Below are 25,589 nucleotides of genomic sequence, written 5' to 3' on the forward strand. Positions count from 1 at the left end.
AAGACCGTCTGCGTTCGCGCGCCATCCGAGGCCGCACAAAAAAATACCCCATATCGAGCCTCACTCCCGCTCGGCCAATTAAGCAAAGCCCTCGCCTGCGGGAGAGGGGTGGGGAGAGGGTGTCTCAACGGAGGGATTCCCCCAGAGGAGAGAGCCCTCACCCGGCACGCGGGACGATGCTTCGCATCGCCCGGACGCGCCGACCTCTCCCGCGAGCGGGAGAGGTTAAGAAGGCGAGCGGCCCGACCTCCAAACCAATCACGGATTTGACGGCGTCAGCACCAGCGGCGGCTTTGGCTTGGGCTTTGCGGGGGGCGGCCCCGGGGCCGGCCTCACGTCGATCGGCGGGGGCAACGGCGCGATCTGTTGGCTTGCAAGCGGCTGGCTTGTGAGTGGAGGGCTTGTCAGTGGCGGGCTTGGCGCCGCGGGAGCGGCGTGCGGCGGCTTCGGTGTCGGCGCGACCCTGATGTCGGCCTTGGGCTTCGGCGGCGGCGCACGGCGGGGATCGCGGCCGGGCATCGGCACATCCTGCAGCGACGGCTCCGGCACGGGATCCGGCGACACCAGCGTCGGCAGCGCGGCGGTCGCCGGCGGCGGCTCGCCGCGCTCGATGGCGTCCAGCCGGCGCGTCTCGCGGTCGATCGTGCGTACCGCAAGCCACGAGGACAGCGGCCCGACATCGACGGTGCGATTGAGCCTGTCGGGGGGACCGGCCGCGAACAGCTGGATCTCCGGCGGTGCGCCGGAGAGCCCGGTCATGATCGGCGTCAGGCTGGCGCGTATGTCGGCCTGGTCGGCGGGGATGTCGTAGCCGCCGGAGACGATGGCACGCGCGTTCTTCGCCTCCAACGACGTTGCGCCGACGCGCAGGCGCCCGTCGCGGATCGTGAACGGGATCTGCGCCGAGGCCACTGCAATCGGACCCGCCGACAGCGCGGGCTCGACCAGTTGCCGCAGCCGGTTGTCGTCGGCAATTTGGCCGCCGTCGCTGGCGCGGATGGCGATCTCGAAGGCGCGCGGATTGAGGCCGGAGATTTCAGCGGATTCGAGCGTCACCGTGCCGTTGCCGGCGAGCGCACCGGTGAGCGCCGCAACGCTGCGGCCCTGGCTGGTCAGCGCCATCTGCGCCGAGGCGCGTCCCTTCGGCAGCGCAAGGTCGCGATAGCGCAGCGCCGCCGCGTCGACATTGCCGAGTTCGATGCGCGCGTTGAGCGTCAGACCATTGGCGCCATTGCGCGCATCAAGGCTCGCCGACATCTCGCCGCCGCCGACGCCGCCCTTCATTGCGTCGAGCGCGAGCGACTGACCGTCGCTCCGGACCGTGCCGCCGAAGGGGCGCAGCTCGATGCCGCCGGGCAACGTGCCGTGCAACGCCTGGAAGGCGACGCGGCCGCGCCAGCCGCCGAGAAGCCCGGCATTCAACGGCGCATTCGCATCGTGTCCGGCCGCGCCGATGGCCATCGCGAGCGCGGGCACGAGGTCGAGCGTATCGAGGCCGACTTCGCCGTCGACGGTCTTCTCCTGATCGAGCGTCACCGCCAGATGACCGCGCAAATGCGAGCCGGCCAGTGTGCTGTCGAGATCGTTGAAGGTCAGGCGGTTGCCGGCGAGGCCGACGCGCGAGGACAGATTGACGCTCTGCACCGATTTATCGGCCAGGCTGGTCCCGAACAGCGGGGCCAGATTGGCGTTGCGCACGCGCAAATTCACGCTGCCTTTCGGCTCCGACAATTCGACGTTGCCTTGTGCGTCCGCGTCCAGCCCGCCGCCGCTAAGCTTTGCATTCAATTGCAGCTGATGGCGCCACGCGCCGCCCAAGTGGCCTTCGAACTGCGAAGCGCCCTCGCCCGCGGCCACCACGCGATCGAGCCCCAGCAACGCCAGCAGCGCACTTCCCTGTGGTGTCGAGACTTTCGAATCCAGCGTGAAGTCGCTGTTGCGCAAACGGTCGATGTCGATGCCGTTGAGGGCGGCCACCGGCGTCTGCGCGGCCAGCGTCGCGGTGGCCTTGAGTTGCGGCGCGTCGAGCTCGATCACCGCGCGCGCGTCGTTGCGATCGGCATGCTCGGCGTTCTTGTCGAGGCTGAGGTCGAGCTTGAGGCGGGTCGCACCTGGCAGCGACGGGATGGCGTCGAAGCGCGCGCGCACCGACGGCGCAAACGGCTCGATCAGTGCGGTGAGATCGCGCAGCGAATTGGCGGAGGATTTCAGCGCGAGCTTGCCAATGGCCTTGGCGCGGTCGAAGCTGCCGCTCGCTTCCGTGGTCACGCCGCTGGCCTGGCCGAACCGCAACTGCTCCAGCGAGAGCGACGCCGGACCGTAGCCGAGTTTCGCGGTGAACGGCCGCAGCTCCTGCCCGGCCGAGATCGCGCGGCCGATATCGAGCGAAAGCTTCGCTTCCTCCGGCCATTCGCCCTGCGGCCCCGAAAGCGCGCGCACGAAACTCGCGGCGGCATCGAGGTCGAGGCGGTCGGCCTTGAGCTCCGCGTCGATCCGCGAGCCCTTGCTCGCGCCGGTCTGGACGAAAGCAATGCGGCCTTCGACCGCGCCGCCCTCGATCTCGGCCTTCAGCCTGTCAATGGCGAAATGGTTGGCGGCAATGGTCACGTCGCCGGCAAGGCGCATCGGCCGGGTGCTGCGGCGGTTGACCTCGCTGCGGCCCTGAAGCCAGGCCACCAGCGTATCGGGATCGGAGGAATCGACGCTGAGACGGCCGCTGAAACTGTCGGCGCCGGGCGTGGCGCCGTTGAGCGAGAGCTGCGTCTGGCCCGGGGCGCGCAGCTCGAGCCGCTGGAAGGTCCAGGATCGTCCGTCGGTCGCAAGCTCGGCCGTGATGTTCTGGAGCGGCCGGCCGCCGAGCATGATCTGGTCGGAGTTGAACTCGATCTGTGCCGGGATCGGCGCCTGCGGGATTGCGGCGAGGCCTGCGCGGAGCGCCGGAAGGATGCGCTGCGGCTCGGCATCGTTCTTGGCCGTCAGCTTGTCGGCATCGACCTGGCGCGCCGACAGCACCGCGCGCAGCAGCGGCGAGGCCCCGAACCTGACATCGCCGACGCCGCCGAGCTTCAGCGCGGAGTCTTCGGGCCCGAAGCTGGCGTCGACCTGCTCGAACTTGGCGCCGGCCGGATCGGCCTTGAGTTTCGTCGTGAGCTTCCAGGGCATCGGCCCCGCATCGCTCGGCTTCTTCGGCGCGGGCACCGCGAGCGTCAGCGCGCCTTCGAATTTCGGCAGGCGATTGTCGAAGGCAAGCACGCCTTCGAGATCGGCCAGGATGGCGCGCTCGCCGGGATCGACGTTGAGGTGGAGGCGGGTGGCGTTGCCGTCGGCGCTCGGGCCGGAGGAGACGCGGAACGGATAGCGCACCCCAGCGGCGGTGAAACTGCCGTCGCCCCGGACCGAGCCGGCCAGCGAGCGCACGTCGCCGGAGAAGGCGATGTCGTTGAGCTCCAGCGTCGAACGGCTGGCGGCATCATGCAGGGCAATGCGGCCGGTGAGGTTCAGCCGCTCGATCGCCAGCGAAGCCAGATTGAAGCTGCCGTTTGCGGTGGACGGCAAATCGACCCGCCCGTGCGCGTCGAGGCCGAGATCGACCGCCATGCCGTTGACCGAAAGCTCGGTGGCGCGCCATTCGCCGCGCATCAGCGAGCTCAGGCTGAACTCGACGTCGAGCTTGTCGGCGCGCAGGCGGCCGAGATCGTTGTTGCCGCCGAAGGTGACCGCGCGCAGCCGCAGCGTCGGCGCCGGCAACAGCCGCGCGTCGAGCTCGCCCGCCACCCGCACCGGCACGCCGATGATCCTGCCGGCCTCTGCTTCGAACTGGGGCCTGAACTGGTTCCAGTCGACGAAGTAAGGCCCGATCAGAGCGGCCAGCAGCGCTAAGATAAAGGCAATCGCCAATCCGAGCAGCGTCGTCTGCACGGGTCTCCCCTCGGCCAAACCGGATGCGGGCCTTGCCTGAGCCGCAGGGCCTCAGACGTACCGGAACAGCCCCTTATATAGGGGGAAGTGTGGCGAAGTCACAGCGACTGTTGCGCGCGGAGGTTAACGCGGGTGTGAGATCCTCATGGTGAGGAGGCGCGAAGCGCCGTCTCGAACCATAGAGGCCCCGCTCTCGCCCGCGGCCATCCTTGGAGACGCCCGCTTTGCGGGCTCCTCAGGATGAGGGCCAATGCTCGCAGAATCAGTGCTGGCGGCCATCACCAGCTCGCCGGCAGCCGCTTCAGGCCGCGTAGTACGAAGGTCGGCCGCCATTCCGGGTTTTCGAGGTCGTCGATGCGCAGGTTCGGCAGCCGCCGCAACAGCGTGGCGATGGCGATCTCGGCCTCGAGACGGGCCAATTGGGCCCCCAGGCAGAAATGGATGCCACCGCCGAACGACAGCGGCCTCACGTTCTGGCGGGTGACGTCGAGTCGGTCGGGCCGGTCAGGATAGACCGCCGGGTCGCGGTTGGCCGAGCCAAGCAGGCAGAGCACGGTCTCGCCCTTCGGGATCTTCGCGCCGCCGACATCGTCGATGTCCTCCAGCGCGACCCGCCCGGTCATCTGCACCGAGGAATCGTAGCGCAAGAACTCCTCGATCGCGCCCACCATCAGCTCAGGTCGCGCCTTCAAAAGCGCGAGCTGGTCCGGATTGCGATGCAGCGCCAGCAGGCCGTTGCCGATCAGATTGACCGTGGTCTCGTGGCCGGCGCCGAACAACAGGATGATGTTGGCGGTCAGTTCCTCGTTGGTGAGCTTGTTGCCGTCTTCCTCGGCCTGCACCAGCTGGGTGATGAGATCGTCGCCGGGATTTTTGCGACGCAGCTCGAACAGCTGCTGGAAATACATCTGCGCCATCATGTTGCCGGCGTTGCCCTTGGCAATCTCCTCCGGCGAAAGCGGCACGGGGTCGAGCAGCCGTCCGCCGTCGCGTGAGCTGTTATAGAAAGTCTCGCGATGGTCCTCGGGGATGCCGAGCATGTCGCAGATGATGGTGACCGGCAGGCGGAAGGCGAAATCCTCGATCAGGTCCATGTGGCCGCGTTCGATCACGGCATCGATGGTCTGGTCGACGATCTGCTGGATGCGCGGCCGCATGTCCTCGACGCGGCGGGCGGTGAAGGCCTTCACGACGAGGCCGCGCAGGCGGGTGTGGTCGGGCGGATCGGCCTGCAGCATCCAGTGGCTCATGCTGCGGAAGACCGGCTCCTCCATGATCTTCTCGCTATAGCGGCGCTTGGAACGCTCGACGAAATCCTTGCCGAACCGCTTGTCGCGCATCACGAGGCTGACATCGGCATGGCGGCTGGTGACGAACTGGCCGAACGGCGTCACGTGAATCGGAAAGATCGCGCGGAGCCGCTCATAATGCGGATAGGGATCGCGGATGAAGTCCGGCGACAGTGGATTAAACAGCGGACCGCCGGTGCCTTGCACATGCTCGTTCATGGTGACCTCACATCGGTTGCCGCATGAATCGCATACGCCGGGCAGCCCCTCTTGCGCGGCGCAATCATCCCTGAATTGTTAACTCGATACATTGTTGTATCGAGTTGCATTCTGCCCTAACCTGCTCCGATGTCAAGGGTGAGAACCAGGCCGACCAGGGACGACACGCGCGACAGGCTGTTCGAGGCGGCCGCGCGCGTGTTCGAGGAGGACGGCATCGGCGGCGCCAGCATCGAGGCGATCGCAGCGGCGGCCGGATTCAGCCGCGGTGCGTTCTATTCCAACTTCAAGAGCAAGGACGAGCTGATCATCGCCATGATCGAGGACCATGTCGCGCAGTCGATCCGGCGCAACATGGACATCCTCGCGCAGCACGACAATCTCGACGACTTCATCGCAGCGCTGAAGGCGATGGATCGCACAAGGCAGGACCCGCTCGGCCGCTCGCCGCTGCTGCACATGGAGATGATCCTGTTCGTCGCGCGCGCCGAGAAGCGCCGGCCGGAGCTTGCAAAACGCCTGCGCGCGCGGCGCAAGCTGGTCGCCGACATCGTCGAGGCCACACTGAAGAGCAACGCAAAGGACGACACGCTCAATCCGCCATGGATGGCCTCCGTCGTGCTGGCGCTGGAAGACGGCTTTCGTCTGCATCGCCTGATCGATCCGGAGACGACGCCGGCCGACAGCTTTCTGCGCGCGATCACTGATCTGCGGCGCAGGACGGGATTGTCGTCGAAGTAGCGTTTGTTTTCTTCAGATCGTCGCGCTGTTCCCGCTCGACATCGGCGCGCCGCGCCGCTGGAACCTCGTCGCAATTCTCGCGCGCATTTTCCACATCGTCATACCGATCCAAGGAACGTTTCTGCAGCTTGCCACTTTATCCCGGGCCTGTTTTGGCAATTTGATCATTGGAGGAGACAGCGATGAGGATTCTGAAATTGTCTGCGGCCGCAGCCGCGCTGCTGGCCGGTACCGCGCTCGCCGTGGCGCAGTCGAGCTCGACGGTCGGCACTGGCGGCTCGTCAGCCGGCGGCGGCACCAGCAACTCGACGATCGGTACGGGCGGTTCATCGGCAGGTTCGGGCAGCGGCTCAGGCTCGGCCTCGACGCTTGGCACCGGCGGCTCGTCGGCCGGCGGCGGCACCAGCAGTTCGTCCATCGGCACCGGCGGCTCTGCCGCGGGCTCCGGCAGCGGCTCAGGCTCGGCCTCGACGCTCGGCACCGGCGGTTCGTCGGCTGGTGGCGGCAAGAGCTCGTCCAGCGTCGGCACGGGCGGCTCTGCGGCAGGCTCCGGCTCCAACTCCGCATCGACGCTCGGCACCGGCGGCTCGTCGGCCGGCGGCGGCAAGAGCGGCTCGACCGTGGGAGCCGCCGGCTCCTCCGCGGGACATGCCAGCGACATGGGCATGGAAAAAGGCAAAGGCCACCACAAGGACGAGATGAAGAAGGACAAGGACTGACATCCCGGCCGGCGGAGCGGCAGCAATGCCGCTCCTTCGTCCTTCCTGAGGAGGACTGGCATGAACAGATCAATCGTTGCGATCGCAGTTTTGACTTTGATGAGCAGCGCCGCTGTGGGGGAAACCATGCAGAAAACCGGCAAGACCGCGTCCGGCGAGACCTGCCGTGTCACGGTGGAAAAACATCCCGACGGCAGCATCACTGCGCTGGGGTCATCGGGTTCGGGAACAACGGGCTCGACCTCATCGAGCGGCTCGCTGTCGAGCTCGAGCTCGGCCGGCGGATCGTCGGTGCACATCCAGGCCGGTGGCGGCAACGTGTCGAGTTCGTCCTCGACGGCCGGCGGCCCGGGTTCGACCAGTGCGAGCACCGTCACAGTCAACGGCTGCACCATCTCGACATCGTCGCCATAGCAAAAGGATTTCACAGATGAGAATGTTGATCGCGACCTCGTCGGTCGCACTCCTGCTCACCGCCGCCTCGCCGTTGTCGGCGCAAACCAGCATGACCGGCGGCACCGGCGGCTCGGCTGCCGCCGGCGGCACCTCGGCCAGCACGCTCGGCACCGGCGGCACGTCGACGTCGGGCTCCGGACAGACCGGCTCGTCCATTGCAGCCGGCGGCAGCGCCGCCTCCGCCAACGGCAAGGCGCAGTCCGGCACCAGCATGAACAAGGGCAACGGTCCGGTGCTAAATTCCAATGCGCGCGCGCAGGCGCATGAGGGTGGCACGTTCAGCCGCTCCCACACCCGCACGAAAGTGAAGGCGGGCGAGGAGGTCGGGTCCACCACCAAAACCATGTCGCACGTGCCGGGCTCCAAACCGACCATGTCGACGACATCGACCAATTTGCGCTGAACCATCCTCACGAGACTGCTGCCCGCGATTTGCGGGCAGTTTTTTCTTTGTGAGCAGATTTTTTTGTAAGCAGGTTTTTCTTTGTGAACGATCAACCGCCGCTCAGCGTGTGGCTGACGCGGGTCACGACTGCATCCCACTGCCGCTTCTCGGCGGCCGGGTAGTTGATCAGCACGCAATGCACGTAGCGGCGGCCAAAATTGCAGCGGTCGTACCAGATCTTGCCGCCCCGGGTGCTGGAGACCACGAAGAAGCGCGGCGTGATGCGCTTGTAGGTGATGCCGGACGGCGGATTCTTCCGCGCCAGGAAAGCCGCCGGTGAACTGCCTTCGTTCGGAACGGCCTGAACCGTCAAATCCGCCCGGCCGTCGCTGGTCCGGTACTGCATGCCATAGCCGTCGGGCCGACCGGCTTGCTCGGTGAAGATGGACGAAGGGATGTCGACACTGGTCCCGGTCTCGGGAATGCGGTAGCCGCTCCAACTCTCCGCACCGGCAGCAGCCGGCAAGGCAGAGAGCATCACAAGGATGGCGGCGATCTTCTTCATCGTATGGCCCAGTTTGCGCTCGACGGCCGACAACGTGGAGAAACGCCGGACGTTCCTATCCGCGACGTGAACGCGCGTTGCGCCCCGAGTCGCTCGACCAGACCTCGCAAGCCGGATGATGGCGTCGAGTGCACCCGCTAGCGAGCGCGTTTGCCCTTGTCCGTGGGCAACGGGCAGTTCGTACAAACGCTGTCGTCGCACATGCGACAGATCGTGAAGCGATCCATCTCGGACGTATCCTGCCGAGCCAACAACTCGTGGAGCAGCGTTTCGAGTCGTTTCGTTTCAGCCGGCGACAGCACATCCAGAAGCGACGCGACGGCCGAAATTCGCGACGTCATCAACTCGTTGCGGGTTGAGGCGCCCTTCGCTGTCAGGTGCAGAGCAACCTCGCGGCCGTCCTGTCCGGGCCGACGTTCGACCAGCCGATCCGACACCAGACGGTCCACCAGCCGGACCGTTCCTGAATGCGACAGGCCAAGGATCCGCCGCAGCTTGTCGTTGGTCATGCCCTGGCCATAGCCGATGACGACCAGTGCGGCAGGCGTCTCGCCGCCGCGGCCTATGACCTCGCGCGCGCCCTGCTCGATCCGATCCATGACGGCGAGCGAAAGCGCCCCCAGCAAATTTGCGATTCCAGTTTCCATGAGCCGGACAATATGTGCGGAGCGCACAAAAAACAACTTGACGAATATGTGCGCTCCGCACATATTTGCTCGCGGGGCACGATGACATGGAGAATGACGATGAATATCGGGAGCGCGGCACGACAAGCGGATGCCCAAGCGAATACCAGAGGCATTGAACCCGCCTTGAAATACGTGCAGGCCAACGGCGTGCGCTTCGCCTATCTCGAACAGGGCGACGGCCCCTTGGTCATGTTCCTGCACGGCTTTCCCGACAATGCCTGGTCGTATCGAAAGCAGCTGCAGGTCTTCGCGGATGCAGGCTATCGTGCGGTCGCGCCGTTCCTGCGCGGCTATGCGCCGACCGAGATTCCGGCGGACGGAGTTTTCGATCCCATCGCACTGGGCAAGGATCTAGAAGCCCTCATCGCGGCGCTGAGCGACGACGGACAGGCACGCGTCGTCGGCATGGATTGGGGCGGCACGTCGACCTTTCAGGCGCTGGCCACGGCGCCATCCGCGATCAAGGCCGCCGTGGTCATGAACACCGCACATCCGATTACAATTTCAAGCATCAGAAGAGATCCGGAGCTCGTTCGAGCCGTCTTCCATGTCTATTTCTTCCAGTTGCCCGGCGCCGTATCGGCGGTCAGCACCGAGGGTCTTCCCTTCGTCGACTATCTCTGGAAGCTGTGGTCGCCGACATCCAACAATGCCGAGCACATCCGTTCGATCAAGGAGACGCTCAGCTCGCCCGGCACGATGGCCGCGGCGCTTAAATATTACGGAGGCCTGACCGATGCGGCGCTCGCGGGCCGGCTGCCGATCAATGACATGCACACGCCGACGCTGACGATCTACGGCAGCAACGATCCGACAGCGAGGTACTCGGTCGAGGAGGAGCCGCTGTTCAAGGGGCCGCACCAGCGGATTGTCCTGCCCGATGTCGGGCACTTCCCGCACCTCGAGCGTGAGGAAGAAGTCACCGGCCTGATCATGGACTGGTTCAAGACGCACTGAACGCAGAGGGCGTGGCCCACAACACCCTTTGAGTTCTCTAATCCGGAGTGCGCGCAATGGACGCCAAGACCCAACAGCAATACGCCGAGACCTTTCATGCCCTTCACAGGAAGGGCGATCCGCTCGTCCTGTTCAACGCCTGGGACGCCGCCACCGCCAAAGCCATCGCGAAGACCTCTCCGGCCATCGCAACCAGCAGCGGAGCGGTCGCCTCCGCACTTGGATACGCCGACGGAGAAAATATCCCGCTCGACATGCTGACCGGCCTGGTCTCGCGAATGACCGCGGCCGTGTCGGTGCCAGTCTCAATCGATCTGGAGGCAGGATATGGCGACACCCCGGAGGCCGCCGCAAGATCGGCGACCGAGATTTTGAAAGCCGGCGCCGTCGGCATCAATATCGAGGACGGGCTCTCGGGGGGACAGCGGCAGCTGGTCAATCCCGAACGCCATGCCGCCAAGATCAAGGCCGTGCGGGACGCCGCGAAAGATCTGGGAGTTCAGCTGTTCATCAATGCGAGAACGGATCCGTTCCTTCTGAAATTCGGATCGCCGGACGAGTGCATGAACGAAGCGGCACGGCGGGCGAAGGTCTATGCCGAGGCCGGCGCCGACGGAATTTTCGTCCCCGGCCTCACCGACCTCGCTCTCATTGAAAGGTTCGTTCAGCTCACGCCTCTGCCGGTCAACATCATGGTGACAAAAGGCGTTCCCGCAATCCGGGATCTGGCTCGCGTCGGCGTTCGGCGGGTGAGCCTTGGCCCGTGGCCGATGATGGCAGCGATGCGGATGATCGGACAGGCCGCGGCTGCGGTCGCTGCGACCAAGCAATACGGCACGTTCCTGCAACCGAACGCCTGAGCCTGGCCATCACTAGCTCGAAGCAGCGTTCTGCGCCGACCGCTTCACGCTTTTCGAATCCATCGGATGGACGTCGAGAGCGGTCAGCGCAGTTCCTATGCGTTACTGTCCATGGCCGCGATCAACGATGCGATCTCGATGGTCGCGAAATTGCAGAAGCTGTCGGAGACCGCGTAGGGGAAGATGATCTTGTCGCGGTGGCGCATCGCGCCGCAGGTGTAGACGACGTTTGGAACATATCCTTCGCGTTCGGAAGGGTCCGGGCGCAATAGCGGCTCGCGCAGGCGGCCGAGCACCTTCGAAGGGTCGTTCTTGTCCAGCAACGCGGCCCCGATCGAATATTTCCTCACAGGGCCGACACCGTGCGTCAGCAGCAGCCATCCCTCATCGAGCTCGATCGGAGATCCGCAATTGCCGATCTGTACGAACTCCCAGGGGTATCGCGGCTTCAGAATCGGCTGGCCGCCATCCCACGTATGGAGATCGTCGGAAAAAATCAGATAGAGGTTCTCGTTGTCCTGGCGCGCGATCATCGCATATCTGCCCCCGATCTTGCGCGGGAATAACGCCATGCCCTTGTTGCGCGCGGCATTGCCCTTCAGGGTCGATAGCCGGAACGATACAAAGTCGGACGTCTCGATCAGCTCCGACCGGATCGCGCGTCCGCTATAGGCGGTGTAGGTCGCGTAGTAGATCGTCTCGCCGGCGTTGCTGAAATGCACAAAACGGGCATCCTCGATCCCGTTCGACTGCGCTTCGGTGACCGGAAAAATCACCCGCTCGCTCAGATCTTGGCCAGCCGCGAATGTAACATCAACCCCGTCGCCGCCGGCGCTCGATGTCAGCCTGACGAGATCGGGGCTGGATGCAAGACGCGCCGTCGGGTCGATCGTCACGGTCCCGTCTGCCGCAATAAGCCCCGACCGAAATGTCAGGGACGACACATGACCTTCGCCGACGGCACGCAGACTCAGGATGAAGCGGAGGCTGCCTTCCGGCGTTCCGGATTGATCGGGATGTGGCACGATACTCGGATTGAACAATGCCGAGGCCTCGAACGAATATTCGTTAAGAAAATAGGCGCCCGCGAGTTGGCGCTGCACCTGCGTGAATACAGCATGGTCGGCCAGCGCCTCTTCCATTTCCGCGGCGCGTGCCTCGAAAATCTGCAACAGGTTGCGGTGACGGCCGAGGAAATTCTCCAGAACGTCGGCCAATTGCCGGTTAGCCGTCTCGGGATCGAGCGCGAGGACCCGTTCGACGATATGATTGGCGCGGGTCTTGTCTGTCGGATTGAGGTCGCGCGGCTCGGTTGCCGGCTTGAAAGGCCGAACGATGACACGGGTCGGATCAGGCCGCAGCTGAAGGGCTTGGCGTTTGAGGAAGGGAGATTGCGACAAAACGGCCTCGATGGGTTGAAGGAGGAAATTGTAACCGGCTCCGTCAGGCGACGAGAGGAGCAGGCTTGGCCCGGCTTTCGCTCAGGCGGGCAATTTGCCGAATCTCGGAAAGCCCAAGCAAATACGACACCACGGATTCCCCTCCGCGATTCTCATTGGGACGATCGGGGTGCAGGCCATCCCGGCAGCTTCCGGTTTCCAAATCGACCAGCGAGGCCGATAGATCGTTGCTGCCCAGAAACCACGCAAAGACCCGCGCGGCTTCGGCTTTCCACTCGACATCGTGATCGGCCCGCCATGCGGCAAGGCATGCCGCGATGGTCGCCGCGGCCTCCAGCGGCTGCTGGTCGAAGGCTTGCGAGGGTTGGCGTCGCTCACCAAATCCCGCCGTGCCGATCGGGCGGAATTGGCCCTTCGCCGAAGTTTGCCTCTTCACAAGCCAGCGCAGCGACTCCAGCCCGATATTGACATAGCGCGATGTCTTACTCGCCAGGCCCGTCATGATCAGCGCCTGGGGCAAGCGCGCGTTATCGTAGGCCAACCCATCCTCGAACCAGACCCAATCGCCTGTTGCCACAGTGTCGAAGATCAAGATCAACCGATCGGCAAGCACGGCACGCAAACGGGTCGCCTGGACATCGTTCGGGACAGCCGAGCAGTATGCATCAAGGCCCAGCAATACGAACGCCCACGCACGGGGCGAACGAAACTCTTCCGCTGTTGCCATCGCTTCGGAAAACAGCGCCGCGGCCCATGAGCGCCGCGACGTGCTGGCATCGGTCAACGCGCACACGCCTAAGGCCCAGAGCGTGCGTCCGTGACTATCCTCCGACCCCTGGTCCTCCAACCAGCAGCGGTTGAAGCCCATGAAATTGCGAAATCGTCGTGTATCCGGATTCCAGGCATGCTGGACGAAGGCGGCAAATCGCGCCGTCAGCGCTTCCGGCAGCCGCTCTTCGCCCGGATTGTTGAGTGCACAGGCCACCAGCAGCGCCCGGGCGTTGTCGTCGACGCAATAGCCGTGGGCACGATCCGGCACGCTATGAACGGCATGCTGAAACAGTCCCGTGTCGTCGCACATCGACAGGAAGTGGCCGAGCTGCATTTCCGGCGGCGCGCGGCTGTCGCGCAGCAGCGTACCAGTATCCGTGCGCGCGATGGTCTTGAGCCGATGCCGGCGGCCGGCGTTCTCGAAGATCGACATATAGCGCTCGGCGGTTCTTTCCCATGTCATCGCGCGGCTGCTCGAATAGGCGCGCTTGCGCATCGCCTGCCGAAGCACGTCGTTGGTGAGCAGCTTGGCGATTTCGATGCCAAGCGCTGCCGCATCGCCGAACGGAACCAGGATGCCGCGGCCATCGGCCAATAGTTCACGGGCATGCCAATACGGGGTGGACACCACGGCTTTACCGAGGCCGAAACTATAGGCCAGCGTGCCCGAGGTCATCTGGGCCTCACTGAGGTACGGCGTCACGTAGACGTCGGACATCGAGATGAAATCGAGCAGCGTTTTCTTGTCGACGAACTGATCGAGGAACACGACGTGATCCTCGACGCCAGCCTGGCGCGCGTGCGCCATCAGGGACTCACGATAGGCTTCGCCACGATCGCGCACGAGGTTGGGATGCGTCGCACCGAGGACGACGTAAACGGCGTCGGGTCGGGTCTTCAGAATCGAAGGCATCGCATCGATCATGACTTCGATACCCTTGTTCGGCGACAGCAATCCGAAGGTCAGGATGACCGACTTGTTGCTGAATCCGAGCGCAGCCTTGGCCGCGTCGGGTTCGACGAACGCAAATTCCGGGATACCGTGTGGGATGATTTCGATCTTCTCGTCAGCCACGTGGTAGACGGAACGCAACAACTCCCGACCCTTCTCCGCCATCACGACGACCTTGGACGAGCATTCGACGATGCGCGCGATGACGTCACGCTGAGCCTCCGTCGGCTCGGACAAGATCGTATGCAGGGTTGTCACGATCGGTATGGTCAGGCGCGACAGGAGCGCCATGATCTGGCCTCCGGCCTCGCCGCCGAAAATGCCGAACTCGTGTTGCAGCGAAACGGCCTCGAAGCCGCCGCTGTTCAGATAAGTGGCCGCACGGACATAATCATCTTGCCTGTCGTCGTTGATCTCCAGGCCCACGGTGGCAGGATAATCGTAGACCTGGCCGTGATCGGTCATCGCGACGATGACGGTCTCCAGATCACTCCGGGACGCCGCAATGGCGCTCTGCAAGTCGGTGGTGAAGGTCGCAATGCCGCAGCGGCGGGGAAGCGAATTGCCGATGAATGCGATACGATTTACGGCAGCCAATTTGGCGTCTCCGATTGTTTGAGCGCGGCGGTCTCGAAGGGAGACGCGACCAGGGTGCTGGGAAAGGCGTGCGGTGCGCAACTGGCGCTCGCGGCGCTGCGCTCTATCAACGCAGCGAGGTTTATCTTCGGGCCGGGATAGGCCAGTAGCGCTTTCAACCCGTTCGCACCGACCTCGATTTCCGCATGGTCGGCTTCCAGGAAGATCGCCTCCCCCGGCGCCAGCCTCGTCGAGCCGAGTTGGGCCTGGCCTTCTATCGCCAGCAGCCAGGTCTCTTTCGGTGCGTCGAGCATCCAAACGGAGCCCGGAGCAAGGTCAATTTGCTCCAGCGCAAAATATGAATTGACCGTGAGGACCGTTCGCGCGCCGCTCAGACGTTCGGACGGCAATTGGATCTGGCGCGGGCCTGCTGTCGCCACCGCGACGGCATTGTCGATGTGCAGTTGGCGCTGTCGTCCATAGTCGAACAGCCGGAACGTGGCGTCGCTGTGCTGCTGGATTTCGACGAGCACGATGCCGGCGCCGATCGCATGTACGGTTCCGGCAGGAATGAAAATGGCGTCGCCTGGATGAACCGGCTGCCAATCCACGATATCGGCGATCGAGCCGTCAGTGATTGCCGCTCGCAACTCTGCGGCGGAGCGCGGATGGTTCAGTCCCACCGCGACCCTAGCACCGGGGACCGCGGAGACGATGTACCAGGCTTCGGTCTTGCCGTTGGCAAGCCCGATCGAGCGCGCGAACGCATCATCCGGGTGAACTTGAATCGATAGCGGCTCGGAGGTGAAGAGCATTTTTAGCAGCAACGCCGTCTCCGGCCCAGCAAGGCCCGGACGCTCGAACCACAATTCCCCGATCGGGCCGTCGCTCGTCGACGCCAGGCTCCAGGGCCGCAGATCGAGACTGCCCCAGGGCTTCGGCTTGGTTCGCACGATAGCATGTTCGATCGTCAAGCGGGCCCCCAAAGGCTGTGCGATCAATCGTTGACTGTTCGTGCCGGGCGCGGGCCGGTCCAGGGCGGAAGCGCATCCCATTCGGCCCTTCGCATGCGGCGCTCTTCATCGCCGACCTTCACGAAGACAAACGGAGCGTCGTCCTGCCCGGTCTTCGATCCCGTGAATGTGGCCGGAAGCCCGTTCGAATTTCGGATCGTTGCTGTGTTTGCCACGTAGCCTCCTGACGACCTGCGTGCGAGATCGCTGCTGCAGATCAATTGAAAATGGATTCCGCTGCATGAAGGCCGACGCAGCGACCCGCAGCGGCACCGGAGATACCAATCAGTCCAGGAGATTTGTATTTTGGGATATCGGACATCCGACCGCCTTCGTGGTTGAGGCGGGAGCGCAATGCTCTCAGTCACCGATAACTGCCAAGGGCGGGCGGCGATATCGAGCATATAGGAACGCTGTCGCCCAATAGCGAGACGAGAGCATCAATCAGATCGGCTTTATTAGCTGTATCTTTGTGTTGGCATTGCTCTATGGTCACACGGCCTGACGTCTGAGTTGACAGGGCTCATCGCTCGATTTCAATACTGGCCGGCTGATCCCCCTCTCAGAAGGGTTTTCGGCAATCGGATGTCGCATGGTTTCAACGGACCGTTTCCGGCAAGAGATTCGATCCCGGCTCGAATTGGCGAATGCGCAAGGCCTTAAGAACGTGACCATCGAGTGTGGCGAGCTTTACCGGTCCATGAGCCCGCTGCCCACGTTCAATCGATGGATGATCTTCTGCTGCAATGCTATGCGCGCGGAAATGGCCTTGACCGATCATTTGATTTTCGACGACAGGAACGAAAGCTTGCTGACCGTTCACTATGCATTGCCGCGTCAATGCCGACCAAAGCCAAACCAGGCACGATCGAAGTAACGCGTTTCGTTGATTTCGATGGCTAGCCCGTCGTTGCTGCCGTGGCGGCTCCGAGAGTAGACGCCCTACGCCGACCGCTTCACCGCAGTCGCGCCGGCCGGTGCAATGTCGAGACGAGCCAGCATCGCCTGCGCCTGCTCGGCGCAGTGCTCGATCAGCCAGCGCTCGAAGGCAACAGGCGCGAGCGCGGGTGCGTAAAGAAAACCCTGCACGACGTCGCAGCCAAGTTCGGCCAGCACCTTGCGCTGCGCCTCGGTCTCGACCCCTTCGCCGACGACGGTCATGCCGAGGCCCTGCCCGACGCGCACCACGGCGGTGGCGATCGCGAGCGCGCCAGCGTCGCGCTCGATGTCGCGCATGAAGCTGCGGTCGATCTTGAGCTCGCGGATCGGCAGATGGGCGAGCCGGCTGAGGCTGGAATAGCCGGTGCCGAAATCGTCCACGGAAAGCCCGACGCCGAGCTCCCGGATCGCGTTCATCGTCTCGAGCGCGGCGACGCTGTCCTGCATGAATGCGCCCTCGGTGATCTCGAGCATGAGCGCATCCGCCGGCAGATCGTATTCGGCGAGGATGTCCTTGAGCCGCGCGGCCAGCGTGACGTTGCGGAAGTTGATCGGCGACAGGTTCACCGACACAGATGGAATGTCGAGCCCGGCGCGGCGCCAGCTCGCCATCTGCCGGCAGGCCTCGCGCACCGACCACAGGCCGATCTGCTCGATCAGGCCGCACTCTTCGGCAAGCGGGATGAATTTTGCCGGCGAGACGTCGCCGAGTTCGGCATCGTGCCAACGCGCCAGCGCCTCGACGCCATGGATCGCGCCGTCGCAGCTGCGAATCTGCGGCTGATACCTGAGGGTCAGCGCGCCCTCGGCGATGGCGCGGCGCAGCGCCGCAATCAAGGCTAGCCGCTGCTCGGTGAGCCCGTTCATCTCGGCGCTGAACAGGCGATGGGTCGAACGTCCCGCCTGCTTGGCCATGTACATTGCCGCGTCCGCCTGTTGCATCAGGGTGTCGATGTCGGTCGCGTGATCGGGATAGAGGCTGACGCCGATGCTCGCCGACATCTGCAGCTGCCTGGAGCCGAGCCGCAGCGGCGCGGCCAGCGCTTCGGTGATTCCGGCCGCCACGCGCGCGGCACCCTCGGCGTTGCGTCGTGGCAGCAGGATGACGAACTCGTCGCCGCCGAGCCGCCCCAGCATGTCCTCGGGTCCGATCTGCTCGCGCAGGCGCTGCGCCAGCTGGATCAGGAGCTCGTCGCCGGCGGCATGACCGAGCGTGTCGTTGACGTCCTTGAAATGATCGACGTCGAGGAAGGCCAGCGCGACGTGGCTGCCGGTCGGGCAGGCATCGATGGCGGTGGTGATCAGGCGTCGCAATTGTGCGCGGTTTGGCAGACCAGTGAGGATGTCGTGATAGGCGAGCCGCGCGATCTCGGCGCGCGCTTCCTTGCGCTCGATCGCGAAGGCGCCGAGATTGACGCAGGCATCGACGATGCGGCGGTGCCAATTGCTCGGCGCGCGCGGCTCCCGGTAGTAGAAAGCGAAGGTGGCGATGACCCGTCCGTCCTTGGCCTTGACCGGCGTCGACCAGCATGCGCGCAGGCCAATCGCGAGCGGCATCGCCTTGTAGGGCTGCCAGCGCGGGTCGGTCTCCAGATCGGTCGCCAGCACCGGCTCGCCGTAGAAGGCCGCGGTTCCGCACGAGCCGACATTGGGGCCAATGGCAATGCCCTCCAGTGCGCGGGAATAGCCCTCGGGCAGGCTTGGGCCGCCGAGCGGATGGATCAGGCCCGCGGCATCGACGTGAAGCAGCGAACAGACGACGTCGGGCGCGATCTGCTCGACACGGCGGCACAGCCGGTCTGCAATCTCGCCGATCGGAACCTCATCAGCGAGCGCGCCCATGATGAGCTGCTGGAGCGAGTGCAGCTGCTTGGTCTCCGTGATGTCCTCGAGCAGCGCGAAGATGTGCTTGACCTGGCCCTTCCTGTCGCGGAAGGCATCGATGCGGGCACAGACCCAGATCTCCTCGCCATCCTTGTCATAGGCGAGCATCTCGACCTCGCCGCGGTGGCCGCCATCCATCAGGCGCTTGACGAGCTTCGCAACGGCCTTGCGATCGGTGTGGCGGCCGGCGATCAGGCCCCGGGCACGGCGGCCTTCGGCTTCCTCGCTGGTGTAGCCGAACAGCGTCGTGAAGGCGGAATTGACGTAGACGATGTTCTGGTCGGTGTCGGTGATGAGCACCGCGCGGTTGGTCTGGTCGGAGACGGCGTGGAGAAGCCCGATCCTGACGCGGCGCTCGGCATCCGCGGTAACGTCACGCGCGAACACGATGCGATGGGTCACGCCGCCACTTGCAATGGATGAAAGCGAGATGGCCGCCCGGATGCGGCTGCCGTCGTGTCGCACCAGGCTGATCTCGTCACGGAATTCCGCACACGGTTCGGCCTGGAGGCATTTGAGGCTGAGAAGTCCGGCGTCGCGGCCGAGCACCTCAGCCCGTGCGAGTTTCCAGATCCGCTCTGCACCGGCATTGAAATGCGTGATGCGATACGCGCTGTCGACGATGACGATGCCCTCGTCGGCGCGTTCGAGCGCGGCCAACAGCACTTCCGGAGTTTCTGTCATGGGACAATCGGAGGCAGACATCGTTGGACCCGGAGGCATCGGGAAGATATGGCAACCGAGGCTAGCGCCGCGATGGTGTCCAAGACGTTTTTGCAGTCCGCTCGCACCGCGACATGCTTAACATTCCGCAAAAGACGCGAAGGTAATTCGGTGCGTACGGAACCTATTCGGGGGCGGTTCCCGCCTGAAGCTTGCCGGCGACGGCGCGCACCTTGCGCGGCGCGGCTTGCCAGATCGAGAGCGCCGACAATCCGCTCACGATGATGGCAACGCCAAAGGCGAGCGTGTAGTCGCCGAGTCGATCGTAAAGCAAGCCTGTGACCCAGGGACCGGCGGCGCCGCCCGCCAATGCCGCCAGCATGATCGTGCCGAAAATGCTGCCCTGGTGCCTGCCCTGAAAAATCTCGAACACCACTGCGCCCATGATCGAGGTCAGGCCGTAGCCGAGCGCGCCTTGGGTGAACACCATGAGATAGACCAGCCACAATGACGGCTGGAATTTCAGAGCCATCAGCGCCGCGAAAGAGATCGCAAAACCCGCGCAGCTGATTGCCCATACCCATTCCCGCCCGATCCGGTCGGAGACATGGCCGAGCAGGATCTGGCCGGGAATGCCGAGCAGGCTGACGATGCCGAGCGCCCACACCGCGACACCCGGGCTGAAGCCGATGTCGAGCAGGAATTTGGTCTGGTGCACCTGCACCGCGTACCAGATGTACAGGCCGCAGAAATAGCCGAGCGCGATCCACCAGAACCGCGCCGTGGTGACCGCTTTCCGGAGTGTCCATTCGGTCCGGGCCCAGACGGGATCGACGATGTTGGAGACGGGTTTTGCGGCGCCTGCGGCCGGCGCGGCATCGCCGTCAGGCCGCAGGCCGATATCCTCGGGGCGCCTGTGCAGGAACAGATTGATCGGCGCCAGCACGATCAGAATCATCAGGCCCATCGCCGTGCAGGCCGCGCGCCAGCCGGTCTGTTCGATCAAGTGCTGCACCCAGGGCAGCAGCGTCACCGAGCCGATGCCGACCCCGGCGAAGGCAATGCCGATGGCGAGGCCGCGTGTGCGGATGAACCAGTTCGGCAGGAACAGCGACTGGCCGGAATAGCCGAGACACACCGAGCCGGCGCCAACCATGACGCCGATGGTGACGTAGAGATGCCATGGCTGGCTGGTGAGCGGCGCGAGCAGCAGCCCGCCACCCATCAGAACCACGCCGAGCTCCATCACCGCGCGCGGGCCGGCGCGGTCCATCAGCCGGCCGATCAACGGGCTGACCATGCCCGACACCACGAAGCCGAAGGAAAAGGCGCCCGCGGTGACGCCGCGCTCCCAGCCGAACTCGGAGATGATGGGAGGAAAGAACAGCGAGAAGGCGGTGCGCGCGTTGACGCCGATGGCCATGGTGACGAAAGTCACCGCGACCACGACCCAGCCGTAGAAGAACGGAAGCCGCATTGTGTGTTTCATCCCTGGACGGTCCTTCCGACCATCCGGGACTGCCCGGGTCAAGCGCTTTTCGCGCATGCCCGTTGAGCGAGAGCGCGATCGCATTCGAGTGCGGTTTCCCTGCGGCCATCCTTCGAGACGCCCGCTTTAGGCGGGCTCCTCAGGATGAGGACGGAGTGTGCGGCAGCAGTTCGACCGGCAGCGATGCCACCTAGCCTCATCCTGAGGAGACCGCGAAGCGGTCGTCTCGAAGGACGAGGCGGGCGCTCAGGCGGCGTCGAGCTGGGATGGTTTGACGGCCGGGTCGAACAGGATCCGTTCGATCGGGTGCGGGCGGCCGAACAGATAGCCTTGCGCGAAATTGACGCCGAGCGCCTTCAGCCGCTCGTACTCCTCGCGGGTCTCGACGCCTTCGGCGGTGACCGACATGTCCAGCCCGCGCGCCAGCGTCACGATCGAGGAGATGATGGCGGAGCTGCGCGGCTGATGCGTGAGGTTGCGGATGAACGATTTGTCGATCTTGATCTTGTCGAACGGGAACGCGGTCAGATAGCTGAGCGACGAATAGCCGGTGCCGAAATCGTCGAGTGCGAGCGCGATGCCGATGCTCTTCAGCCGCTCCATGAAGGCGTGGTTCTCGACGCCGCGTTCCAGCAGAACGGATTCCGTGATCTCAATCTCCAGCCGCCGGGGCGGCAACCCGGAATCGGCGAGCGCCGCGCTGATCATCTCGAACAGCTCGGCCTCCTTGAACTGGATCGGCGACAGGTTGACTGCAACCGCAAGGTCGGACGGCCAGCCGGCCGCGTCCGCGCAGGCGCGTCGCAGCACGAACTCGCCGAGCGGCACGATCAGCCCGGTCTCCTCCGCAAGCGGGATGAACTGGTCCGGCGCAATCAAGCCGCGCGTCGGATGCCTCCAGCGCACCAACGCCTCGAAGCCGCGCCGCGCGCCGCTGAGGGCGTCGACGAACGGCTGGTAGTGCACCTCGAGCTGACACCGCGCAATGGCGTCGCGCAGATCGCCTTCCAGCGTGCTGCGCGCCTCGAGCTCGGCCGACATCGCCTTATCGTAGATGGTGAAGCAGTTGCGGCCCGACGATTTCGAGCGGTAGAGCGCCAGGTCGGCCTTCTTCAGCAGCTGCTCCTGATCGCTGCCGTGATCGGGCGCGATCGCAATGCCGATGCTGGTGCCGATCTCGACGCGGTGTCCGGGAAGAAGGAACGGCTCGGCCACAAGCTTGGCGATCCGCCCCGCCAGTTCGGTCGAGCAGACGCGCTGATCCTCGCAAGCTTCCTGGATGATGGCGAATTCGTCGCCACCAAGCCGGGCCAGCACGTCGCTGGCGCGCAGCGCGGATTTCAGCCGCTGTGCGACCTGACGCAGCAGCGCATCGCCGGCACCGTGACCGAGCGAGTCGTTGACGTTCTTGAAGCGGTCGAGGTCGAGCATCAGGATCGAGAAGGTCCGACCGCCGTCCTTCAAACGGCCATTGAGCTCGTCGAGCCGGGCCAGGAAGAAAGCGCGGTTCGGCAATCCGGTCAGGATGTCGGTCTGGGCGAGTTCGAGCACCCGCCGGTTCGCCAGCGACAACCGCTGCGAATTGCGGCTTGCGAGCATGAGATAGGTCGAAAGCGACAGCGTCAGCAGCATGCCGACGATCAGCACCGCGCCCGCGCGATCGTAAGTCGTCTCCAGCGGACCGCCGGCAGTCGGCACCGCCCGCACCTGCCAGTCGGTGTCGCCGATCTTGAGATTGCCCGACCAGTGCAGGGCCCGCGCGACGTCCCGCATCGACTGCGGCGCCGTGGCGGCCGACGAATAATCCGGCAGCATCTCCTCCAGGCCGACGATCTGCCACGCAAACGGCGGATAGACGTTGACGCTGACCGCGGGGCTTGCGCCGGTGGTCACGCGAATGGACTGGATCAGCAGCGGCAGGTCGAAGACGCCGACGACGAAGCCGGCGAGATTGCGGCGTCGGTCCACGACCGTGTCGCGCGACGTTCCCTTGGCGTAGACGGGAATGGCGACGAGAACGTCGGGCAACCGGCCGCCCGCCCTCGGCTCGAAGAGGCGGGTGCGAATGGCCGAGACCCGGTCGGTGTCGCGCGCGCGCTCGAGGAGCGCGCGGCGCTCCGGAACGGTCGCGTAGTCCATGCCGTAGACCGGAGACGTCTTCGGCTGGGTCGAGTAGAGCACCGGAAAATATTCGTCGCTCTGCGGCGCGGTCGCGAACCCATCGCCCTGGAGCGACTTGATGCGATACCCGGAGACACCGTCCATGATCGCCGCGGCCTCGTATTCGGCGCGCTCCTTGCGGTTCACGCGCGGCACCCAGGAGATGCGCAGCATGCCGGGATGGCGCTCGAACAGGCGGGTGCTGAAGGTCTCGAATTCGCTGCGGGTGATCTCCTGGTTGGTCGATTCGAACAGCGTGCGCAGCGCGACGAGCCTGGAGATGTACTCGCCCATGCCGTTCTGCATGACGATCACTTCAGTCTCGGCCGCGTTCTCGAACTCGATCTTGTTGACGCGGCCTTCCCATCGCGCCACCGCGGCCGCAGCCACGACCGAAAACAGAAGACCAACGCCGACCGCAACGAGCGCAGGGCGATAGAGCCCGAGCAGCGGCGCGGCACGCCACCATCCGGTCATACGCCTCCGATCCTGATCGTTCTGATCCCGACCGCCCATTCCAGAAACCGCCGTCCCCTCTCCCGGTCAACCGAACCTCTGGTTGAACCGCCGGAGCCATTATCGGAACAGGACCGCGGTTAAGAACTGCACAATTTCGGAACCCGGCTTTTCTGCATTAGCCGGCTTAGTTAATGAAGTGCAGGGTGATGCGGACGTTGTCGAAGCAAGTTGCCGGTTTTCCCCGGAGTAGTACGGAGCCATCGATACATCGCCGATTCATCCTGCGGCGATAGCTTTCCCGAAGCTACTCACCGCACCGGCAAGACTTTTCCTGATGTATCGATCTCGATCTGCGACGTCCATCGTCATGACCGTCGTCCTGCTGGCAGCAATCATGCTGCCGGCGAAAGCCGACGAGATCGGCGTCAGCGAGGATGCGATCCTGTTCGGCCAGGCCGCAGCACTCGAGGGTCCCTCCTCCGCACTCGGACAGCGGATGCGGCAGGGCATCGTCGCAGCCTTCACCGAAATCAACGCCAAGGGCGGCGTCCACGGCCGCAAGCTCCAGCTCATCAGCCGCGACGACGGCTACGACCCCGACCGCTCGGTAGCGCAGACGCTGCAGCTGATCGAGGACGACAAGGTGTTTGCGCTGATCGGTGCGGTGGGCACACCGACCGCGGTGGCGACGATACCGATCACCAGCGCCAGGAACGTGCCCTTCATCGGTCCGTTCAGCGGTGCCGAGTTCTTACGCGACCTCGAGCTCGCCAACGTGGTCAACATCCGTGCGAGCTATGGCGCCGAGGCCGAGGCATGGGTCAAGCACCTCACGGAGGATCGCCATTTCACCCGCATCGCCATTTTCTACCAGGACGATTCCTTCGGGCGCGACGGTCTTTCCGGCGTGAAGCGCGCGCTTGCCAGGCGCGGCCTCGAGCTCGCCGCCGAAGGCAGCTTCGAGCGCAACACCCGCGCCGTCGCTTCGGCCTGGCGCACGATCAAGCGCGTCGAACCCGAGGCGATCGTCATGGTCGGGACCTACGGTCCCTGCGCCGAGTTCATCAAGCTCGCGCACCGCAGCGGCGCCAATCCGACCTTCGTCAACATCTCTTTCGTCGGCGCCGTTGCGCTCGCCCGGGAGCTCGGCCCCGAGGGCGAAGGCGTCGTCGTCACGCAGGTCGTGCCGTTTCCCTGGGACCGCTCGCTCAAGCTCGTCGCCGACTATCAGGCCGCGCAAACCGCGTTCGACCCGACGCTGACGCCGAATTTCGTGTCGCTCGAAGGCTACATCGCCGGCCGTCTCGCGGCCGCGGCGCTGGAACAGGCCGGACCGCAACCGACCCGCGCGAGCCTGCTGCGCGCGATCAACGATGTCGGCCGCTTCGACATCAGCGGCAGCACCGTCACCGTCGGCATGCGCATGATCGACGCGCCACCAAAGGTGTTTTTAACGGTGATCCAGAAGGACGGGACGTTCAAAGCCGTGGACCGGCTGTAGAGCGGATCACGGCCGCCGCGTCCAGCGCTCGGCGTTGACGGCGCCTTGTGGGGCCTCGCCTTTGACGATCGCCTCGACCTGGCGCACGGTTTCCAGCGACTGATATTCGATCGCCTGCGGCGTCAGGCCGCCGACATGCGGCGTGGCGATGACGTTGGGATACTTCGCAAGCTCCGGATTTGGCATCTGGTCAGGCGCGCGGCCGACATCCATCGCGGCACCCGCGATACGATCTTCAAGCAGCGCCTTCGCCAGCGCCGCTTCGTCGACGAGATTGCCGCGGGAGAGATTGACGAAGACCGCATGCTTCTGCATGCGCGCCAGCGCCGCCTCGCCGATCAGGTTTTCGGTCTGCTCGTTGGCGATGGCAAGGCAGACGACATAGTCGGACGCGGCGAGGAGCTCGTCGAGGCCGACCTGCCGGATGGCGCTGTCGCTCACGGTCGCAAACGGATCTGCGACCAGCACCTCCATGCGCATCACCTTGGCGATGTCGGCGAGGTAACGCCCGATGCTGCCATAGCCGATAATGCCGATCTTGCTGCCGGCGAGCTGACGGCCCATCCGGGCTTCCGGCCTGCGACCGGCGTGATAATCGGCCGTCGCTCGGGACACGCCGCGGGAGAGATCGACCATGAAGCCAACCGCGAGCTCGGCAACGGCTTGCACGAAGCCGGGCCCGGCGCGGGTCACGAGCACGCCGGCGTTCGACGCGGCCTCGACATCGACGTTGCGAATGTCGACGGCGCAGCGGACGAAGGCGCGCAGGCGCGGCAACTGCGCAAAGATCTCGCCGCGTCCCTCGGTCATCCGATCGGCCACGATGATGTCGACATCTTGCGCAGCGCGCACGAGGCTGGCTGAGACCAGCGTCTCATCGCTCTCGTGCAGCACCACCTCGGCGGCCGCGCGCAAACCGTTCAGGCTGCGATCGCCGTAGTAATTGCGGCGCATCTCCGGCGTGTGGGCCAGCAGGACTTTCAC

The 25,589-nt window shown here is 64.8% G+C and carries 19 protein-coding genes; 8 read left to right on the forward strand and 11 right to left on the reverse strand.

Translation table 11 applies throughout. From position 1 onward, the window contains the following. Positions 1-258: 258 nt before the first annotated feature. Positions 259-3,918 (reverse strand): AsmA family protein, encoded by a 3,660-nt coding sequence (locus tag ABIB91_RS34405; protein WP_354171236.1) that lies wholly within the window; start codon positions 3,916-3,918, stop codon positions 259-261. Positions 3,919-4,196: 278 nt separating this feature from the next. Then, the gene (locus tag ABIB91_RS34410) at positions 4,197-5,426 is read right to left on the reverse strand and encodes a cytochrome P450 (protein ID WP_354171234.1); all 1,230 of its coding nucleotides are present in this window, start codon (positions 5,424-5,426) and stop codon (positions 4,197-4,199) included. 129 nt (positions 5,427-5,555) lie between these two features. On the opposite strand from ABIB91_RS34410, the gene ABIB91_RS34415 reads away from it, so the two are divergent. The 4 genes from ABIB91_RS34415 to ABIB91_RS34430 all read left to right on the forward strand — a co-directional run bounded on the left by ABIB91_RS34415 (position 5,556) and on the right by ABIB91_RS34430 (position 7,745). After that, positions 5,556-6,167: a TetR/AcrR family transcriptional regulator gene (locus ABIB91_RS34415; protein WP_007600944.1), complete on the forward strand. Its 612-nt coding sequence runs from the start codon at positions 5,556-5,558 to the stop codon at positions 6,165-6,167. Between the two features lie 182 nt (positions 6,168-6,349). Next, positions 6,350-6,886, forward strand: coding sequence for a hypothetical protein (locus ABIB91_RS34420; protein ID WP_219683461.1), 537 nt, complete (start codon positions 6,350-6,352; stop codon positions 6,884-6,886). 60 nt (positions 6,887-6,946) lie between these two features. Then, positions 6,947-7,300: a hypothetical protein gene (locus tag ABIB91_RS34425; protein WP_354171231.1), complete on the forward strand. Its 354-nt coding sequence runs from the start codon at positions 6,947-6,949 to the stop codon at positions 7,298-7,300. Positions 7,301-7,322: 22 nt separating this feature from the next. Further along, positions 7,323-7,745, forward strand: coding sequence for a hypothetical protein (locus tag ABIB91_RS34430; RefSeq protein ID WP_354171242.1), 423 nt, complete (start codon positions 7,323-7,325; stop codon positions 7,743-7,745). Positions 7,746-7,836: 91 nt separating this feature from the next. Here the strand turns inward: ABIB91_RS34430 and ABIB91_RS34435 are convergent, their stop codons facing one another. Then, positions 7,837-8,292, reverse strand: a complete 456-nt coding sequence (locus ABIB91_RS34435) for a hypothetical protein (protein WP_007600940.1) — start codon at positions 8,290-8,292, stop codon at positions 7,837-7,839. 137 nt (positions 8,293-8,429) lie between these two features. Beyond that, a complete protein-coding gene (locus ABIB91_RS34440) occupies positions 8,430-8,918 on the reverse strand; it encodes a MarR family winged helix-turn-helix transcriptional regulator (protein WP_354171229.1) in 489 nt (162 codons plus the stop codon). A 120-nt stretch (positions 8,919-9,038) separates the two neighbouring features. On the opposite strand from ABIB91_RS34440, the gene ABIB91_RS34445 reads away from it, so the two are divergent. Both ABIB91_RS34445 and ABIB91_RS34450 read left to right on the forward strand, forming a co-directional pair. Further along, positions 9,039-9,938 carry an alpha/beta fold hydrolase gene (locus tag ABIB91_RS34445; protein ID WP_354171227.1) on the forward strand — a complete coding sequence of 300 codons (900 nt, stop codon included), beginning with the start codon at positions 9,039-9,041 and terminating at the stop codon, positions 9,936-9,938. Between the two features lie 56 nt (positions 9,939-9,994). Beyond that, positions 9,995-10,798: an isocitrate lyase/PEP mutase family protein gene (locus tag ABIB91_RS34450; RefSeq protein WP_354171225.1), complete on the forward strand. Its 804-nt coding sequence runs from the start codon at positions 9,995-9,997 to the stop codon at positions 10,796-10,798. Positions 10,799-10,893: 95 nt separating this feature from the next. Here ABIB91_RS34450 and ABIB91_RS34455 read toward each other — a convergent pair whose 3' ends face one another. The 3 genes from ABIB91_RS34455 to ABIB91_RS34465 are packed head-to-tail and all read right to left on the reverse strand — an operon-like array spanning position 10,894 to position 15,471. Beyond that, complete coding sequence (locus ABIB91_RS34455; RefSeq protein WP_354171223.1) at positions 10,894-12,198, reverse strand: glycoside hydrolase family 130 protein; 1,305 nt, start codon at positions 12,196-12,198, stop codon at positions 10,894-10,896. A gap of 43 nt (positions 12,199-12,241) precedes the next feature. Beyond that, positions 12,242-14,518, reverse strand: a complete 2,277-nt coding sequence (locus ABIB91_RS34460; protein ID WP_354171240.1) for a glycosyltransferase family 4 protein — start codon at positions 14,516-14,518, stop codon at positions 12,242-12,244. After that, positions 14,506-15,471 carry a class I mannose-6-phosphate isomerase gene (locus ABIB91_RS34465; RefSeq protein ID WP_354171221.1) on the reverse strand — a complete coding sequence of 322 codons (966 nt, stop codon included), beginning with the start codon at positions 15,469-15,471 and terminating at the stop codon, positions 14,506-14,508. Before ABIB91_RS34465 ends, ABIB91_RS34460 begins: the two co-directional genes overlap by 13 nt. 631 nt (positions 15,472-16,102) lie before the next feature. Here ABIB91_RS34465 and ABIB91_RS34470 point away from each other — a divergent pair. Then, entirely contained in the window at positions 16,103-16,387 is a 285-nt protein-coding gene (locus tag ABIB91_RS34470; protein WP_157158654.1) for a hypothetical protein, read from the forward strand. Between the two features lie 65 nt (positions 16,388-16,452). On the opposite strand, the gene ABIB91_RS34475 is transcribed toward ABIB91_RS34470, so the two are convergent. The 3 genes from ABIB91_RS34475 to ABIB91_RS34485 all read right to left on the reverse strand — a co-directional run bounded on the left by ABIB91_RS34475 (position 16,453) and on the right by ABIB91_RS34485 (position 23,122). Next, positions 16,453-19,038 carry an EAL domain-containing protein gene (locus ABIB91_RS34475; RefSeq protein WP_354171219.1) on the reverse strand — a complete coding sequence of 862 codons (2,586 nt, stop codon included), beginning with the start codon at positions 19,036-19,038 and terminating at the stop codon, positions 16,453-16,455. 142 nt (positions 19,039-19,180) lie between these two features. After that, positions 19,181-20,473 carry an MFS transporter gene (locus ABIB91_RS34480; protein WP_354171238.1) on the reverse strand — a complete coding sequence of 431 codons (1,293 nt, stop codon included), beginning with the start codon at positions 20,471-20,473 and terminating at the stop codon, positions 19,181-19,183. Between the two features lie 258 nt (positions 20,474-20,731). After that, the gene (locus ABIB91_RS34485; protein WP_354171217.1) at positions 20,732-23,122 is read right to left on the reverse strand and encodes a bifunctional diguanylate cyclase/phosphodiesterase; all 2,391 of its coding nucleotides are present in this window, start codon (positions 23,120-23,122) and stop codon (positions 20,732-20,734) included. Between the two features lie 316 nt (positions 23,123-23,438). Here ABIB91_RS34485 and ABIB91_RS34490 point away from each other — a divergent pair, with 316 nt between their 5' ends. Next, positions 23,439-24,605 (forward strand): ABC transporter substrate-binding protein, encoded by a 1,167-nt coding sequence (locus ABIB91_RS34490; RefSeq protein WP_502917057.1) that lies wholly within the window; start codon positions 23,439-23,441, stop codon positions 24,603-24,605. A 6-nt stretch (positions 24,606-24,611) separates the two neighbouring features. Here the strand turns inward: ABIB91_RS34490 and ABIB91_RS34495 are convergent, their stop codons facing one another. Continuing rightward, positions 24,612-25,589, reverse strand: a complete 978-nt coding sequence (locus ABIB91_RS34495; protein ID WP_354171213.1) for an NAD(P)-dependent oxidoreductase — start codon at positions 25,587-25,589, stop codon at positions 24,612-24,614.

This window comes from Bradyrhizobium sp. JR4.3 (assembly GCF_040547695.1).
In the GTDB taxonomy this organism is placed as follows: Bacteria; Pseudomonadota; Alphaproteobacteria; order Rhizobiales; family Xanthobacteraceae; genus Bradyrhizobium; species Bradyrhizobium canariense.